Raw genomic sequence first — 15602 nt, 5'->3', positions numbered from 1 at the left:
GCATTCCCGAGCCCACGTCACCGCGCCCGCTTCACCGCCTCGTACGCCTGCAACGCCGCCTTCCGGGTCGCGGCGAGGTCGACGATCGGCTCGCGGCCTGCGCTGTCGGGCGCCCATTGCCCGATGTACAGCCCTTTCGGGTCGAACTTCTCGGCCTGCCGCTCGGGGTTGAAGATACGGAAATAGGGCGACGCGTCGGCCCCTGATCCCGCGACCCATTGCCAGTTGAAGGCGTTGCTGGCGCCGTCGGCGTCGACGAGGGTGTCCCAGAACCACTGCTCGCCGAGTCGCCAGTCGATGAGCAGGTTCTTCGTGAGGAAGGATGCCGTGACCATCCGCACCCGGTTGTGCATGTAGCCGGTGTGCCAGAGCTCGCGCATCCCGGCATCCACCATCGGCACGCCGGTCTCGCCCTTCTCCCACGCCGTCAGGTGCGCCGGGTCGAGGGCCGGCCAGGGGAAGGCGTCGAAGCCCTTCCGCCAGTTCTTCGTCGCCAGGTCGGGGAAGTGGTACAGCGTGTGCCAGGCGAACTCGCGCCAGCCGAGCTCGGAGAGGAAACGCGAGGCGGAGGTCGCATGGGCGCCTGTCCCGCCCCCGGTCTCCACCCCGGCGTGCCAGACGGTGTGCGGGCTCAGCTCGCCCCAGCGCAGGCGCGGCGAGAGCAGCGAGGTCGCGCCCGCGCTCGGCTCGTCGCGGGCGGCGTCGTACGAGCCGAGATCGTGGTCGAGGAACTCACGGAGGCGTGCGCGCGCCGCGGCCTCGCCGGGCTGCCAGCGCTCGCGCAGACCGCCCGCCCAGTCGGGCCGGGTGGGCAGCAGCTTCCAATCGTCGAGGTCGTCGCCCGCGGGCGCCGACCGCAGGCCGGGGATCTCGCGGGGCCGGGGGAGCGGCTCGCGCGGGGCGGGCAGGTTGCGTGCCGCGTTCCAGAACGGGGTGAAGACCGAGAACGGGGTGCCGCTGCCGGTCTTGACCGTCCAGGGCTCGAACAGCACGTTGGCGGCGAACGACTCGACCTCGACGCTGTCCGAGCGGAGGCCGTCCTTCAGCTCGGTGTCGATCGCGCGCTCGGGTCCGCCGTAGCGGCGGTTCCAGTAGACGGCGCCTGCTCCGATGTCGTCGACGAGTGACCGGACGACGGATGCCGCGGCCCCGCGGCGCAGCACGAGATGCGACCCGCGAGCGCGCAGATCATCGGCGAGCGATGCGAGCGAGTGGTGCAGCCACCACCGTGCTGCGCCGCCGAGCGGTCGGATGCCCTCGGACTCCTCGTCGAGCACGTACAGCCCGACGACGGGCTCGCCACGGTCGATCGCAGCGCGGAGCGCGGGGTGGTCGGCCAGGCGCAGGTCGTCGCGGAACCAGACGATCGAAGGCGAGCTCATCCCGTCATCCTGTCGGGCGACCCGGGCGACGGCGAGCGGTTGACAGGGGCGGACGGGGGCTCAGTCGCCGGGCAGCGTGTGACCGGCGGGCACGGCGACGATGAGGCCCCGCGGGTCGATGCGGGTCTGCACGTGCTTCGCCTCGCCGAACTCGTCGCCGTCGAGCTGCACCGGGTGCGGCTCCTGCGGGGCGAGCGCCACGCCGCGGCCGCGCGAGTAGACGACCGCGTTGTCCTTCGTCCGCAGCGCGAGCACGCGACGACCGGCGCGGAACTTCCGCAGGAAGCTGTTGTCCCACGCGACGCGGCGCCACACGAGCAGCCAGCCCCAGAAGCCCTTCGGCTGCATGATCACGACATCGAGCTGGCCGTCGGTGATCGAGGCCTCGGGGATGAGGGCGATGCCGGCCTGCAGCGACCCGCAGTTCGCGAAGAGCACGCTCTGCACACGAGCCGCGTGCATGCGGTGTCCGTCGAGCTGATAGACGACGCGGAACGGCTTGGCGTTGACGAGCGACCGCGTCGCGCCGTCGACGTATGCGACCCAGCCGACCGACTTCTTCAGCTGCGGGTTGGTGTTGGCGATCATGGCCGCGTCGAGCCCCATGCCGCCCATGACGACGAACGCGTGCTTCTCGACCTCGCCGCTCTCGCGGGTGATCCGCGCCCAGCCGACGTCGATCGCGGTCCGGTCGCCGCTGAAGGCCGCCTCGATCATGGTCTCGGGCTCGGTGAGGGGCAGACCGAGGTTGCGCGCGAGCAGGTTGCCCGTGCCGCTCGGGACGATCGCGAGCGGGATGCCGCTGCCGCTCATCTCTCCCGACACGGCACGGACCGTACCGTCGCCGCCCGCCACGAGCACGACGTTGACGCCGGACTCGAGCGCCTGACGCGTGACGTCGTCGCCGAGGTCGTCGACCGTCGTCTCGTAGAAGAGCGGCTCCTCCCACCCGGCGGCCTCGGCGGCGCGGAGCACCTGCTCGCGCAGGGCGTCGCCGTCGACCTTGATGGGGTTGTAGACGAGGGCCGCCTTGGGATTGGGCTTCTCCGAGCCGCCCGACATCGGCTCCGTCTCGCCCTCGGGGCCCACGCGGCGTGCCTCGCCGGTCTCTCCGTCGGTCGTGTCGGGCGCGACGTCCTCGGGCTCACGGATGACGTCGTCGGGAGCCGCCGCCTGTTCGGGGTCGGGGGTCTGTGAGGTGGGATCGTCGGAGCGCTCCCGCGGGGAGGTGTCGTCGGAGTCGGTCGCCATGGCTACACCCTAGGGGTGGCCGCCCGTGGCGGGTTGCCCCTTGCGCCGGACGGCCGCGGCGGTACGGGGTGCGCTGATCCGGCTGCGCGGATGCGGGCGACCCTAGACTTGACGCGTGATCGACCTCGCATTGCTCCGTGAACAGCCCGACCTGGTGAAACTCTCGCAGGTGAAGCGCGGGAACTCGTCGGAGAGCGTGGATGACGCCATCGCCGCCGATCGCGAGCGCCGCGAGGCCATCACGACGTTCGAGCGGCTCCGTGCCGAGCAGAACGCCCACGGCAAGAAGGTCGCGCAGGCGCCGAAGGACGAGAAGGCCGCGCTCGTCGCCGAGGCCAAGCAGCTCAGCGAACGGGTCAAGCAGGCCCAGCAGGCCGTCACCGCCGCCGAGGAGGCCGCCGACGCCGCGCTCGCCCGCATCGAGAACATCGTCATCGACGACGTGCCCGCCGGCGGCGAGGCCGACTTCGTCACGCTCCGCACGCACGGCGAGCCGCCGTCGTTCGACTTCGAGCCGCTCGACCACCTCGCCCTCGGCGAGAAGCTCGGTGCGATCGATATGGAACGCGGCACGAAGGTCGCCGGCAGCCGGTTCTACTTCCTCAGCGGTATCGGCGCGCGTCTCGAGATCGCCCTCATGATGCTGGGTCTCGACCGTGCGCTCGCCGCCGGGTTCACGCCGCTGATCCCGCCGACGCTCGTGCGCCCCGAGGTCATGCGGGGCACCGGGTTCCTCGGCGAGCATGCGGCGGAGGTCTACCACCTCGAGGAGGACGACGCCTACCTCGTCGGCACGAGCGAGGTCCCGCTCGCCGGGTACCACATGGACGAGATCCTCGACCTCGAGCGCGGCGCGAAGCGCTACGCCGGATGGTCGACCTGCTACCGGCGCGAGGCCGGCTCGTACGGCAAGGACACGCGCGGCATCATCCGGGTGCACCAGTTCAACAAGCTGGAGATGTTCGTCTACACGACGCCGGGCGACGCGGCGGCCGAGCACCTGCGGCTCGTCGAGATGCAGGAGCGGATGCTGCAGGACCTCGGCCTGTCGTACCGCGTCATCGACGTCGCGGCCGGCGACCTCGGCTCGAGCGCCGCGCGCAAGTACGACATCGAGGCGTGGGTGCCCACGCAGGGGGCGTACCGCGAGCTCACCTCGACCTCGAACTGCACGACGTATCAGGCGCGTCGCCTCGACATCCGTCACCGTCCCGACGGCGGCAAGACCGAGCCGGTGGCGACCCTCAACGGCACGCTCGCCACGACCCGGTGGATCGTCGCGCTCCTTGAGACCCACCAGCGAGAGGACGGCTCGGTCGTGATCCCCGAGGTGCTGCGGCCCTACCTCGGCGGCCTCGAGGTCGCGGAGCCGATCGCATGACCGGCGCCGACGGCGGGATGACGCAGGCCCCCGACGCGCTTCCCGACGAGGGCGGCATCGAGGTCGTCGCGCCGCGCGATGCGGCCGAGATCGTCGAGGACGTCGCCGAGGTCATGCCGGCGGTCGCCGGCGCCTCGCGCCTGATGATCGTGCTCGACATCGACGGCACCGTGCTGCTCGAGGACGAGACGCTCAGTCCCGGCGTGGTGGAGGCGGTGGCCGACGCGCACGCGGCCGGTCACGAGGTGATGCTCGCGACCGGACGCTCGTGGGAGGGAACGCACGGCATCCTCGGCTCGCTCGCGCTGAACCCCGACTACGTCGTGTGCTCGAACGGCGCCGTCATCCTCAAGCGGATCGACGACGACTTCGCCGACGTGCTCGCGTACGAGCGCTTCTTCATCGAGACGTTCGACCCGAGCGAGGTGCTCGGCCTGCTGCGTCAGCACCTGCCGCACGCCCGCTACATGGTCGAGCTGCCCGACGGGCGCCGCCTCTACACCGAGGAGCTCCACGACTGGAACCTCCACGACGCCGACAAGGTCGCCTTCGCGGAGCTGTCGCAGCAGGAGGTCTGCCGCGTCGTCGTGGTCTCTCCCGACGAGACCGACTCCGACTTCGTCGAGCTCGTCGACCGCATCGGCCTGAACAAGGTGTCGTATGCGGTGGGATGGTCGGCGTGGCTCGACATCGCGCCGCAGGGTGTCGACAAGTCCACGGCGCTGGAGCGGGTCCGCACCTGGCTCGACATCGAGCCGGCCGACGTCCTCGTCATGGGGGACGGCCGCAACGACATCGGGATGTTCCGCTGGGCGCGCGAGCGCGGCGGGCGCGCGATCGCGATGGCGCAGGGCGCGACCGAGCTGCTGGCCGAGGCATCCGAGACGACCGTGTCGGTTCAGGAGGGCGGCGTCGCGGCCATCCTCCGCTCGCTCTGACCGGCGTCGCGGGCGGCTAGGATCGAAGCTCAGCGGTTCGCGCCGCTGGGAGGGTTGTCCGAGCGGCCGAAGGATCCAGTCTTGAAAACTGGTGGGCAGCAATGTCCCGTGGGTTCGAATCCCACACCCTCCGCCATAACCGCTTTCGCCTGCCCGGCTTTGCGCTCCGCGGGCTAGAGCAGCCCGCGGGCGGCGAGTTCGGCGCGCAGCGCGGGCACGATGTGCTCGGCGTAGGCGACGGTCAGGTGCGTGCGGTCGTAGCGCGTGGGGATGTCGCCCGCGAAGGCGGGGCACACGAGCTCCCAGCAGGCGAACGGCAGCGAGCTCACCGCGTGATTCCCGGACGCTGCCGCCACCTGCTCGGCTGCCGACTCCATCTGACCCCACGTGCTCGAGACGCCCGCGGCGCAGCCGTACGGCGAGGCGGCGGGAGAGTAGCAGCGTCCGAGATCGGCGCCCTCCGGCGGCGGCGCCAGGTGGACGATGCGACCCGGCATCCCATAGCTGTCGGCTTCGGCCTCCTGAGCGGCGAGCAGTGCATCGGCCGACAGGTCGGCCCCGTCGGGGGTGTGCCCGAGCGTGTAGGCGTTCGACATCACGACGAGGGTCGGCGCGTCGGCGAGGATCATGGCGCGGACATCGGCCTTCCGCTGCGGGCATGCCGCCATCACGCCGGCGCCGTCGTTCTGCACGGCGACGTCGGTGAAACGGCATCCGTAGAGGCCGACCGTCGTCACGCGGATGCCGCCGTCACTGTCGTCGGCGAGCTTGCGGAACGCCGGAGCGTAGGCCATCGCGGTCGAATCGCCGACGAGATAGATGTGGACGGGGGCGTCGGAGCTGCCCGTGGAGCAGCCCGTGGCGGTCGGGGAGGCATCGGGTGAGAAGCAGTCGCGCGCCGGGTTGCTCGCCGACGACCGGGTCATGACCTCGTCGAGCGAGGGATGCAGCTCGGGCCATTCCGTCGCGGTCGCGGCCGCGGCGAGCTCGGCCTGCAGGGCGGCGATCGGGTCGCCGGGGTCTGCGTCGGCCGCGTCGCTCGCGGCGTCGGCGGCACCCGCGGGCGGGAAGGCGACGAGCGATGCCGTGAGGCCGCCGAACACGTTCTGGACGACGAGCACGACGGCCAGCGCGGCGATGCCGAGCCCGGATGCCGCGAGCAGCGCCGGCGGGCCGAAGCGGGCGCGCCACGCGGCCCAGGGCGCAGATGCGTCGGACGTAGGTTTCGCTGTCGCTGTCGCTGTCGCTGTCGCTGTCCCTGTCGCGTGTGCGAGCGCCGGTGCGGCTATCGGTGCGGGCACATCGTGAGGAGCAAGGTCCGCTGAGTCAGGACGGGGCATACCCGGGTAGTAGCGCGTCCCGGGAGTCCAGCCCGCGGGGCGGGTGCTGAGCGCGCGCGGCGCCGGGGCCGGCGCGGCATCCCGAACCGGCGTCGCAGCGCGCTCCGCAGCGGACACCGGCGCGGCGGCGGCATCCTCGCGCGCCGTCTCCGTCGTTTCGCCGCCGACCGGCCGTCCGTACGGCGCGAATCGGAAGGGCCGCTCGACGAGGTGGTACGAGGCCACGGCGAGGACGGCCGTGATCGCGAGCACGAGCACCGTCGTGGCCTCCCGGGCGGGCAGCAGAACGGCGGCGAACACGATGACCGGGAAGTGCCAGAGGTACAGCGAGTACGACACGTCGCCCGCGAAGACGCTCACCGGGTTCGTCAGCGGGAAGAGGTGCCGATGCCGCGGGTCGCCGGGCACGCCGCCCGCGAGCACGAGTGCCGTGGCGACCACGGGCAGGGCGGCCCACGGAGCCGGGAACCCGCCCGCCGCGGGATCGATGACGGCGAACGCCACGACGAGGCTTCCGACACCGACCCACGACGCGAGTCCGCCGATGACGGGCGGGATGCGGCGCAGCAGCGGCACCATCGCGGCGATGAGCGACCCGATCGCCAGCTCCCACGCGCGGGTGAAGGTGGAGAAGTAGGCCGCGACGGCGGCATCCGCGCTCTGCAGCATCGCCCACGCGAACGAGGTGGCGACGACGGCTGCCGCGAGCGTCGCCGCGGCCGCGGCCGCCGCGGCGCCGCGTCGACGGGCGGCGGGCAGAAGCGAGACCGCCAGCAGGAGCAGCAGCGGCCACGCGAGGTAGAACTGCTCCTCGACCGCGAGCGACCAGAAGTGCTGGAGCGGTGAGACGGCGTCGTCGGCGTGGAAGTAGTCGGTGCCGACCGCGGTGAATCGCCAGTTGGCGGCGAAGCCCGCCGACCACAGCGCGTCGACGAGCGTCTGCTCGGCGCGGGGACGATTGAAGACGACGAAGGCGCTCGCCGCCGTGGCGAGGAGCACGACGACCGCGAGAGGCAGGATGCGGCGGGCGCGCCGACCGGCGAAGGCGGCGAGGCGGATGCCGCCCGTGAGCTGCACCTCGCGCAGCAGAGCCCCGGTGATGAGGAAGCCGGAGACGACGAAGAACACGTCGACCCCGACGAACCCGCCGCGTGGCCAGCCGACGGCGTGCGCGCCGATGACCGCGAGGACGGCGAGAGCCCGAAGGCCCTGGATGTCGCGTCGCGGCGTCGGGTGGGGGAGCATCGGGCTGTTCACATGGCGTCCGGAAGGGCGCCACCGAGTGTAGTGGGAGCGGTCTCACTGCGGCGATAGCGCATCGAGATCTCAGCGCAACCCCTGTGCGCAAGCAGCAGGGAACCCGCTTCGCTGGCGCGATGAGAGCTCTTCCTCGTGCGCCTTTCGCCCGCGTGGCCGGGACGCTGCTCCGCGGATTCTTCGGCGCTCTGCTGGTTCTGCGCCGGCCGCGCCCGATCCACGTCCGCGGGACGATGCTCAGCGGCACGATCCGCTGGGTCGGCCCGGATCGTCGGTCCGGGGTCTCGTGGATAGACGATCCGCCGGTCGCCGGTGAGACGCCCGTGGTCGCTCGCCTGTCGCGATCACTCGGACTCCCGGACGCTCTGCCCGACATCTTCGGGCTCGCGCTCCGCATCCCCGGTGACCCCGAGTCTCCGGGGGACGGCGCGGCCGACATCGAGTTCGCCTCGACCGGGCGGGGCGTGCCGCTGCGCTACGCGCTGCTGCCCCTGCGCCGGCCCGAGCGCGCGCGTTTCGGCATCCTGCTGCCCTACCGCGGACGCCGGGGCCCGGTGCTGCTCTCGGCGACGACCGTGGACGGCGGACCGGATGCCGCGGACTGGCGTCTCGTGCTGTCGTTCGCCTCGCCGTTCGGCCCCTGGCGCCCGTTCGCGCTCGTGCGGCTGCGCCGTGCCGCATGGCCGGATGGTCAGCCCCGATTCGACGCCGGACGACGGGTGCTGCCCGGCGCGCGTGCGTTGCGCCAGCCGTCGTACGACCGCGTCCAGCGTCGCGGGCTGCAGCTCGCTGACGACGCGCCTTCCACACCGGGGGCGCCGGCGCAAGCGGCGTGCACGGTCGCGGCGGGCGCGGTGGACTGAGCCGGTGCAGCCCGACGAGATCGCCCGTGTCGCCCGAGAGTCCTTCGGCATCGAGGAGCTGCGCCCGCAGCAGCTCGACGCCATCGAGGCGGCCGTCGCCGGGCGAGACGTGCTGGTCGTCTGGGCGACCGGGGCCGGGAAGTCGGCCGTCTACCAGGTCGCCGCGGCCCTCCGGCCCGGACTGACCGCGATCGTCTCGCCCCTCATCGCGCTGCAGGAGGATCAGCTCGCGCGCATCGAGGAGGCGCCCGATGCGCCCGACGGCGTCGCCCTGAACTCGAGCCGGGGCGTGCGCGCTCAGCGCGAGGCCTGGGACGCGATCCGTTCGGGAGAGGCCTCGTACGTCCTGCTCGCGCCCGAACAGCTCGCGAAGGACGACGTCGTCGCCGAGCTCGCCGAGGCGGGGGTGTCGCTGCTGGTCGTGGACGAGGCGCACTGCATCGCAGCCTGGGGGCACGACTTCCGCCCCGACTACCTCATGTTGGGCGAGGTCTCCGAGCGTCTGGGGCGTCCGCCGATCCTCGCGATGACCGCGACGGCCACGAGCCCCGTCCGCACCGAGATCATCGAGCGGCTCGGGATGGACGACCCGGCGATCCTCGTGGGCGATGTCGACCGGCCGAACATCGAGCTGAACGTCCGCCGTCACGCCGAGAAGTCGGGCAAGCGCGAGGCCGTGATCGACGAGGTGGTGGAGCTGCCGAGGCCCGGGCTGCTGTACACCGCTACCCGGAGGGGCGCCGAGGAGTACGCGGAGGCGCTGCAGGAACGCGGCGTCAACGCCGTCGCGTACCACGCCGGTCTGTCGGCGAAGGAGCGCAACGGGGTGCACGAGGCATTCCACGACGGCGAGGTCGAGGTCGTGGTCGCCACCTCGGCCTTCGGAATGGGGATCGACAAGGCCGACGTGCGCTTCGTCGTCCACGCCGACATCCCCGACTCCATCGACGCCTACTATCAGGAGCTCGGTCGCGCCGGCCGCGACGGCGAGCCCGCGACGGCGACGCTGCACTACCGGCCCGAAGATCTGTCGCTGCGACGTTTCTTCGCGGCGTCGGCCCCGAAGCGCGGCGAGCTCAAGCGACTCGTCGACGCCATCGCCGGCGCGACGCGGTCGCGTGCCGAGATCGCCGCGGCCGGCGGGCTGTCGGCCCGTCGCGTCACCGCCCTGCTCACCGTGCTCGTGGATGCGGGTGCCGTGCGCGCGAGTCGCGCCGGTGTGGCACTGCGGCGGGGGATGACCGTCGAGCATGCGGTCGACGCTGCGCTGGAGAGGTCGGCGGAGCGCGAGCGCATCGACGCCTCCCGCATCGAGATGCTCCGCAGCTACGCCGAGACCCGTCGGTGCCGGCGGGCGACGCTGCTCGGGTACTTCGGGCAGGACTACGTCGAGCCGTGCGAGAACTGCGACACGTGCGCGGCATCCGCGAACGACCGCTCGGCTCGCGACGAAGGGCCGGGGAGACAGGGTGACCACACCGACGGGCCCTTCCACGTCGACGACATCGTCCGCCACCACGAGTGGGGTGAGGGGACGGTCATGGCGGTGGAGGACGACCGGGTGACCGTGTTCTTCGAATCGCAGGGGTACAAGGTGCTCGCCACAGACCTGGTGGCTGAGCGCGGCCTGCTCGAACCTGCCTGATCTTCGGCCGCTGCTCGCCCCTGGGAGTGCTTACCAGTCTCGTTCCATTCCGGCCGGTTCGCCGTTCGCGGCTCGTTAGCGTGCAGGTGAGTGAAACGAGCATGTCGGGGCGGTGGCGGCTGAATGGGGGGCGTCGCCGCCTCGCATGTCCGCGGCGCTCACAGAGTTTCCAGACATCCGTCCCTATGATGAGTCGGTCACCCGGGAGTGCCTGCGCGACGCGAAGAGCGTGCACCCGAACGCACTCCTCGCCGGCTCGTCGAGAGGACACCCGTGAGCGCACGTTCCGATGCGAAGGCGTCGCGGCGCCGTCGTCGTCCCGTCGCCCGGCACGGCCAGCTGCGGTCGCCGAACCCGCTGACGCAGATCCTGGCGGTGCTCGGCGTCATGGTCGCCGTCGTCGTCGTGAGCGGTGTCGCCATCGGCGGTTTCTACGTGTGGAACGCCACCCAGGTCGTGGCCGACGCGGGCGTCTCGATCGGCGACGACGACTCGCAGCTCCCCCCGACGATCGGCGAGATCGAGGGCGGCGTGAACATGCTCGTGGTCGGCACCGACTCGTGCGAGGGAGCGAACGCTGAACTATCGGGTGCCTGTCAGGCGAAGGACACTGACGGTGAGCGCAACGATGTGACGATGCTCGTGCACATCAGCGACGAGCCGCGACGCGTGACCGTCATCTCGTTCCCGCGCGACATGATCGTCCCGATCCCCGCCTGCACCGGCGAGGACGGCACCCAGTACTCCGCGATGAGCGCTCAGATGCTCAACGTCTCGTACATGTACGGCGGCCTCGCGTGCTCGGTCAGCACGATCGAAGAGCTGACGGGCATCGACATCCAGTTCGCCGCCGCGACCCGATGGACCGGCGTCATCAACATGTCCGACGCGATCGGCGGCGTCGACGTCTGCGTGTCGGATGACATCAACGACTCCCACACGGGCCTGAGCCTCGCGAAGGGCAATCACACTCTGCAAGGCACCGAGGCTCTGCAATTCCTGCGCACGCGGTACGCGATCGGCGACGGGTCCGACCTCGGGCGGATCTCGAACCAGCAGCAGTTCATGAGCTCGATGGTGCGCAAGCTGCAGTCCGACGGCGTGCTCGGCAACCCGACGGCGCTGCTCAACCTCGCCACCACCGCAGTCGACCAGGTCGCCAGCGGACAGATCAAGCTGAGCTCGTCGCTGTCGAGCCCGCAGCGGATGGTGCAGATCGCCCTCGCCATGCGCAGCGTGCCTTACGAGGACATCGTCTTCGTGCAGTACCCCACCGCGTACGTCGACGGCGGGCTGCGCGTCCGGCCCGTCGAGAGCGCCGCCAAGGTGCTGTTCGACGCGCTCGCCGCGAACCAGCCCGTGCAGCTGAGCGGATCGACGAGCGACGGCTACGGCACCGAGGTCGTCGGCGAGGCGGCTCCTCCCGCGCCTGCTCCGACCGACTCCGCAGCGCCCGCCGACCCGGCGGCGACGCCGGATGCGCCCGCGACGGAGGCGCCCGAAGCGGGCGCGCCGGTCGTGCTGCCGGATTCGGTCACGGGCCAGACGGCGGCGCAGGTGACCTGCACCGTCAGTGCGCGCTGAGACGGGGCGCCTTCACGGCCTTCGATTCGGAGCCTGGGGAAGTCCGGGCTATGATTGCCGGGTGCATCCGCGCCGTCTCGCGTCGGATGCCGTGGAGACGTCGCATAGTCAGGCCTAGTGCACCACCCTGCTAAGGTGGAGTCCCCGTAAGGGGACCGAGGGTTCAAATCCCTCCGTCTCCGCCACGACGAAAGCCCCGGTCCGCCGGGGCTTTTTCGTTCCGGCTGCGTCTGGATGCGGCGGCCCCGGCCCCGGCGCGCCCTGGGAGGATAGGGGCATGACTGCTCGACGCACGCTCCTGGTCGGATCCGGCAAGGTCGCCACTCGCCTCGGCGAGAGCCTGGTCGAGGCCGGACAGGAGGTCGTCGCGATCCGGCGGAGCGCCGGCGGCATCCGGCCCGCGTTCACGCCGATCGTCGCCGATCTGGCAGCGCCCCTCGACACGACGTTGCCCGCGGTCGACGCGATGGTCATCACGCTTCCGCCGGGGGATGACCCCGGCTTCTACCGCGCCGCGCTTCAGAGGATCGCGCAGGCCCTCCCGAAGCAGCCCGAGCGCACCGTCTTCGTGTCGTCGACGCGGGTCTTCGAGGGGTGGGGTCCGGAGCGCGCTCTCGACGAGGATGACGAGCCCCGGCCCACGAGTATGCGGGGCGAACAGCTCGTCGACGGCGAGCGTGCGGCTCGCGAACTGTTCGATGCGATCGTCGTGCGGCCCGCGGGGATCTACGGGCCCGGGCGCGAGCGGCTGATCCGGCAGGTTCTCGCGGGCGAGCCGGTCGACTACGACCGCCGCACCAACCGCATCCACGAGGTCGACCTCGTCCGCGCGATCGCGCAGCTGCTCGACGCGGACGCGCCGCCCGCGCTCCTGCACGGCGTCGACCGGCGACCCGCCGCCCTCGGCGAGGTGGTCGAGTTCATCGCGGATCGCCTCGGGGTCGCCGCACCGCCGCGCGCGGAGGTCATGCCCGACGCCGACCGCGGCAAGGTTCTCGACGGCTCACGCCTCGCCGCGATGATCGACTTCACGTTCCCGACATTCGTCGAGGGCTACGGACAGGTCATCGCCGACCGCGCCTGATCGCCGCGCCCAGCGGCGGCGATTCTGCCGTCGGAGCCGATACAGCCGTCGGACCGGTGGTGCTGGTGTCGCCAGTAGCGGGGGTCCGAGACCACACCGGCCCCGGCAGTCCGACGAATGTATCGGCTCGAGCGCGGCGCGCTCAGGCGCGGCGTGCTCAGCGGCGAGGGCGCAGCAGGCCGGTGAGCAGCAGGCGCATCGCGGCGACGGGATCGGTGTCGTCGGTCAGCCAGCGGATCTGGATGCCCTCCCAGCCGCTGATCACGAGGTCGGCGAGGGCTCGCGGGTCGTCGTCCGCCTCGAGTCGGCCGCGGGTGCGGTCGTCGGCGATGGCCGCGGCGTAGGTCTCGGTGACCGCTCGGTAGCGCTCGAGCAGCCAGGCGTGCGCCTCGTGCTCGGGGTGCGTCGCCTCGGCCGACACGATCGAGAACATGCGGACGAGCTCGCGCCGCGCGAGGTTGCGCTCGACGATGGCGAGCACGCTCGGGATGAACCCGTCGCGGGCCGCGCGCGCGGGGAAGTCGGTGTCGGCGGCATCCTCCTGCTCGAGGACGGCCGCCAGCAGCGAAACCTTCGTGGGGAAGTGGTGCATCACGGTGGTGAGACTCAGATCGAGCTGCTTGGCGATCTGGCGGAGCGACCCGCCGCGGTAGCCGTGGGTGCCGAACACGACGGTCGCCGACGCCACGATCTCCGCACGCCGGGCCGCGCTCTTCGCGTACGGCCCGCGGGGGTGAGCGGCATCGGATGGCATGACCCGAGCGTAGAACACCTCAATCCCGTGCATCTGCACGTGTTTCGGTCTAGGCTGATCGCATGGCAACGGATGACACGACCTACCGCTGGGTGAAGGACGGGGCGCTCGGCCCGGGACGGATGCGCTACGGCGCCGACTACAACCCGGAGCAGTGGCCGCGCGAGGTGTGGGACGAGGACGTCCGGCTCATGCGCGAGGCCGGGGTCAACATCGTCTCGCTCGGGATCTTCTCGTGGGCGCTGCTCGAGCCGCGTCCCGGCGAATGGGATTTCGGATGGCTCGACGAGGTCATCGATCTGCTCCACGCCAACGGCATCGACGTCGACCTCGCCACGGCGACCGCGTCGCCGCCGCCGTGGCTCGCGAAGCGGCATCCCGAGATCCTGCCGCAGACGATCGACGGAACGACCCTCTGGCCGGGGTCGCGCCAGCACTGGCGGCCGACGTCGCCGGTCTTCCGCGAGCACGCGCTGCGGCTGACCCGCGCCCTGGCCGAGCGCTACGCCCACCACCCCGCCCTCGTCGCCTGGCACATCTCGAACGAGCTCGGCTGCCACAACCTGTACGACTTCTCGGATGACGCCGCCCGGGCCTTCCGGGTGTGGCTGCAGGAGCGCTACACGACCCTCGACGCGCTCAACGAGGCCTGGGGCACGGCGTTCTGGTCGCAGCACTACGAGGAATGGGACGAGATCCTGCCTCCGCGCGCCGCGCCGACGCAGCGCAACCCCGGACAGCAGCTCGACTTCGAGCGCTTCTCGTCGGATGCCGTTCGCGACCACCTCCGTGCCGAGAACGCGGTGCTCGCCGAAGTGACCCCCGGCATCCCGCGCACGACAAACTTCATGGTCGCCCAGAACGTCCGCGACATCGACTACCCCTCGTGGGTCGGCGACGTCGACTTCGTCTCGAACGACCACTACCTGCGCCCGGGCGAGCTCGGGCGCGACGACCTGTCGTTCTGGTCGAACCTCACCGGCAACATCGCCGGCGGCCGGCCGTGGTTCCTCATGGAGCACGCGCCGAGCGCGGTGAACTGGCGTGCGGTCAACCCACCCAAGCGCCCCGGCGAGCTCGTCCGCGACGCCCTCACCCATGTCGGGCACGGGGCCGACGCGGTCTGCTACTTCCAGTGGCGGCAGTCCCGTGCCGGGGGCGAGCGCTACCACTCCGGCATGGTCCCGCACGCCGGCGCCGACAGTCGGGTGTTCCGTGATGTCGTCGACCTCGGTTCGCAGCTGCGCGACCTCGCACCCGTGACCGGCAGTCGGCGCGAGCGGGCTCGTGTGGCGCTGGTGTTCGACTACGAGTCGTGGTGGGTCAGCGGCCGCGACTCGCACCCCGCCGAGTCGCCCGCCTATGACGACGAGACACTGCTGTGGTACCGGGCGCTCCTCGACCTCGGCGTCCGCGTCGACGTCGTGCCCGTCGCCGCCGACCTCGCCGACTACGAGGTCGTCGTCGCGCCGATGCTCCACGTCGTCCCGGCGGCGCTGCGCGAGCGCCTGACCGCCTTCGTCGGCGGCGGTGGTCACCTCGTGACGACCTACTTCTCGGGCGTGGTCGACGAGAACGATCGGGTGTGGCTCGGCGGTTACCCGGGTGCGCTGCGTGAGCTGCTCGGCATCACGATCGAGGAGTTCGTGCCGATGCTGCCGGGGGAGACGGAATCCCTCGCATCCGGCACGGTCGTCCGCGACTGGAGCGAGCGCATCGCTCGCGTCGAACCGGATGTCGAGATGCTCGACTTTTACGCGGGCGGCGATCTCGACGGCGCCCCGGCCATCACTCGGCGCCGCAGCGCCCACGACAGCGGCGGCAGCGCGACGTACGTGTCGGCTGCGATCGGTCGGCCCGGTGCGGCGGACGTCATGCGGCGCCTGGCCGGCGACATCCCGGCGCTCGCGGCAGACGCCCTCGCGGCCGACGGCGACGTCGACGTGATCGTCCGTCGCCACGAGGGCGGACGTTACGTGTTCCTCGCGAACCGCACCGACGACGAGGTGGTCGTGGCCGCAGCGGGTGACCTGCTCGCGGGCGCCGCCGAGCGCGGTTCCGCGGATGCCGTGACGATCGCTCCCCGCGGGGTCGCCGTGCTCGCGCAGGAGGGCTGACCCGCG

Annotated in this window: 11 protein-coding genes and 2 tRNA genes; 9 read left to right on the top strand and 4 right to left on the bottom strand. The window is 71.6% G+C overall.

Going from position 1 to position 15602, the window contains the following annotated elements:
• Positions 1–17: 17 nt before the first annotated feature.
• Together MTS1_RS06355 and MTS1_RS06350 are read right to left on the bottom strand one after the other, a co-directional pair.
• The gene (locus MTS1_RS06355) at positions 18–1382 is read right to left on the bottom strand and encodes a deoxyribodipyrimidine photo-lyase (protein ID WP_023952437.1); all 1365 of its coding nucleotides are present in this window, start codon (positions 1380–1382) and stop codon (positions 18–20) included.
• Positions 1383–1442: 60 nt separating this feature from the next.
• Positions 1443–2633: a diacylglycerol kinase family protein gene (locus tag MTS1_RS06350; protein ID WP_023952436.1), complete on the bottom strand. Its 1191-nt coding sequence runs from the start codon at positions 2631–2633 to the stop codon at positions 1443–1445.
• Positions 2634–2748: 115 nt separating this feature from the next.
• Here MTS1_RS06350 and serS point away from each other — a divergent pair, with 115 nt between their 5' ends.
• From serS to MTS1_RS06335, 3 genes are all read left to right on the top strand, one after another.
• Positions 2749–4014: a serine--tRNA ligase gene (serS, locus tag MTS1_RS06345; RefSeq protein WP_023952435.1), complete on the top strand. Its 1266-nt coding sequence runs from the start codon at positions 2749–2751 to the stop codon at positions 4012–4014.
• The gene (locus MTS1_RS06340; RefSeq protein ID WP_023952434.1) at positions 4011–4952 is read left to right on the top strand and encodes an HAD family hydrolase; all 942 of its coding nucleotides are present in this window, start codon (positions 4011–4013) and stop codon (positions 4950–4952) included. Before serS ends, MTS1_RS06340 begins: the two co-directional genes overlap by 4 nt.
• 48 nt (positions 4953–5000) lie before the next feature.
• A tRNA-Ser gene (locus MTS1_RS06335) sits at positions 5001–5088 on the top strand.
• Positions 5089–5125: 37 nt separating this feature from the next.
• On the opposite strand, the gene MTS1_RS06330 is transcribed toward MTS1_RS06335, so the two are convergent.
• Positions 5126–7537 carry an acyltransferase family protein gene (locus MTS1_RS06330; RefSeq protein WP_023952433.1) on the bottom strand — a complete coding sequence of 804 codons (2412 nt, stop codon included), beginning with the start codon at positions 7535–7537 and terminating at the stop codon, positions 5126–5128.
• 131 nt (positions 7538–7668) lie between these two features.
• Between MTS1_RS06330 and MTS1_RS16795 the strand changes: the two genes are divergently transcribed.
• From MTS1_RS16795 to MTS1_RS06305, 5 genes are all read left to right on the top strand, one after another.
• Entirely contained in the window at positions 7669–8412 is a 744-nt protein-coding gene (locus MTS1_RS16795) for a hypothetical protein (RefSeq protein ID WP_233494900.1), read from the top strand.
• A gap of 4 nt (positions 8413–8416) precedes the next feature.
• On the top strand, positions 8417–10057 hold the full coding sequence (locus tag MTS1_RS06320; RefSeq protein ID WP_023952431.1) for a RecQ family ATP-dependent DNA helicase: 1641 nt from the start codon (positions 8417–8419) through the stop codon (positions 10055–10057).
• Between the two features lie 273 nt (positions 10058–10330).
• Positions 10331–11641 (top strand): LCP family protein, encoded by a 1311-nt coding sequence (locus MTS1_RS06315; RefSeq protein ID WP_023952429.1) that lies wholly within the window; start codon positions 10331–10333, stop codon positions 11639–11641.
• Positions 11642–11734: 93 nt separating this feature from the next.
• Positions 11735–11826 (top strand) — tRNA-Ser (locus tag MTS1_RS06310).
• Positions 11827–11918: 92 nt separating this feature from the next.
• Positions 11919–12725 carry a sugar nucleotide-binding protein gene (locus MTS1_RS06305; RefSeq protein WP_023952428.1) on the top strand — a complete coding sequence of 269 codons (807 nt, stop codon included), beginning with the start codon at positions 11919–11921 and terminating at the stop codon, positions 12723–12725.
• Positions 12726–12882: 157 nt separating this feature from the next.
• Here MTS1_RS06305 and MTS1_RS06300 read toward each other — a convergent pair whose 3' ends face one another.
• On the bottom strand, positions 12883–13479 hold the full coding sequence (locus MTS1_RS06300) for a TetR/AcrR family transcriptional regulator (protein WP_036305123.1): 597 nt from the start codon (positions 13477–13479) through the stop codon (positions 12883–12885).
• 62 nt (positions 13480–13541) lie between these two features.
• Here MTS1_RS06300 and MTS1_RS06295 point away from each other — a divergent pair, with 62 nt between their 5' ends.
• Positions 13542–15596: a beta-galactosidase gene (locus MTS1_RS06295; RefSeq protein WP_023952426.1), complete on the top strand. Its 2055-nt coding sequence runs from the start codon at positions 13542–13544 to the stop codon at positions 15594–15596.
• Positions 15597–15602: the final 6 nt, after the last annotated feature.

It is taken from the genome of Microbacterium sp. TS-1 (assembly GCF_000509385.1).
Taxonomy (GTDB): Bacteria; Actinomycetota; Actinomycetes; order Actinomycetales; family Microbacteriaceae; genus Microbacterium; species Microbacterium arborescens.
Note: the sequence above shows the minus strand (reverse complement) of the source record. Positions and strands in the feature narration are given on the sequence as shown.

Coding starts and splice junctions, on each gene's coding strand:
- MTS1_RS06355 (WP_023952437.1), bottom strand. CDS start 1,382: ATGAGCTCGCCTTCGATCGTCTGGTTCCGCGACGACCTGCGCCTGGCC.
- MTS1_RS06295 (WP_023952426.1), top strand. CDS start 13,542: ATGGCAACGGATGACACGACCTACCGCTGGGTGAAGGACGGGGCGCTC.
- MTS1_RS06305 (WP_023952428.1), top strand. CDS start 11,919: ATGACTGCTCGACGCACGCTCCTGGTCGGATCCGGCAAGGTCGCCACT.
- MTS1_RS16795 (WP_233494900.1), top strand. CDS start 7,669: ATGAGAGCTCTTCCTCGTGCGCCTTTCGCCCGCGTGGCCGGGACGCTG.
- MTS1_RS06340 (WP_023952434.1), top strand. CDS start 4,011: ATGACCGGCGCCGACGGCGGGATGACGCAGGCCCCCGACGCGCTTCCC.
- MTS1_RS06300 (WP_036305123.1), bottom strand. CDS start 13,479: ATGCCATCCGATGCCGCTCACCCCCGCGGGCCGTACGCGAAGAGCGCG.
- MTS1_RS06350 (WP_023952436.1), bottom strand. CDS start 2,633: ATGGCGACCGACTCCGACGACACCTCCCCGCGGGAGCGCTCCGACGAT.
- MTS1_RS06330 (WP_023952433.1), bottom strand. CDS start 7,537: ATGCTCCCCCACCCGACGCCGCGACGCGACATCCAGGGCCTTCGGGCT.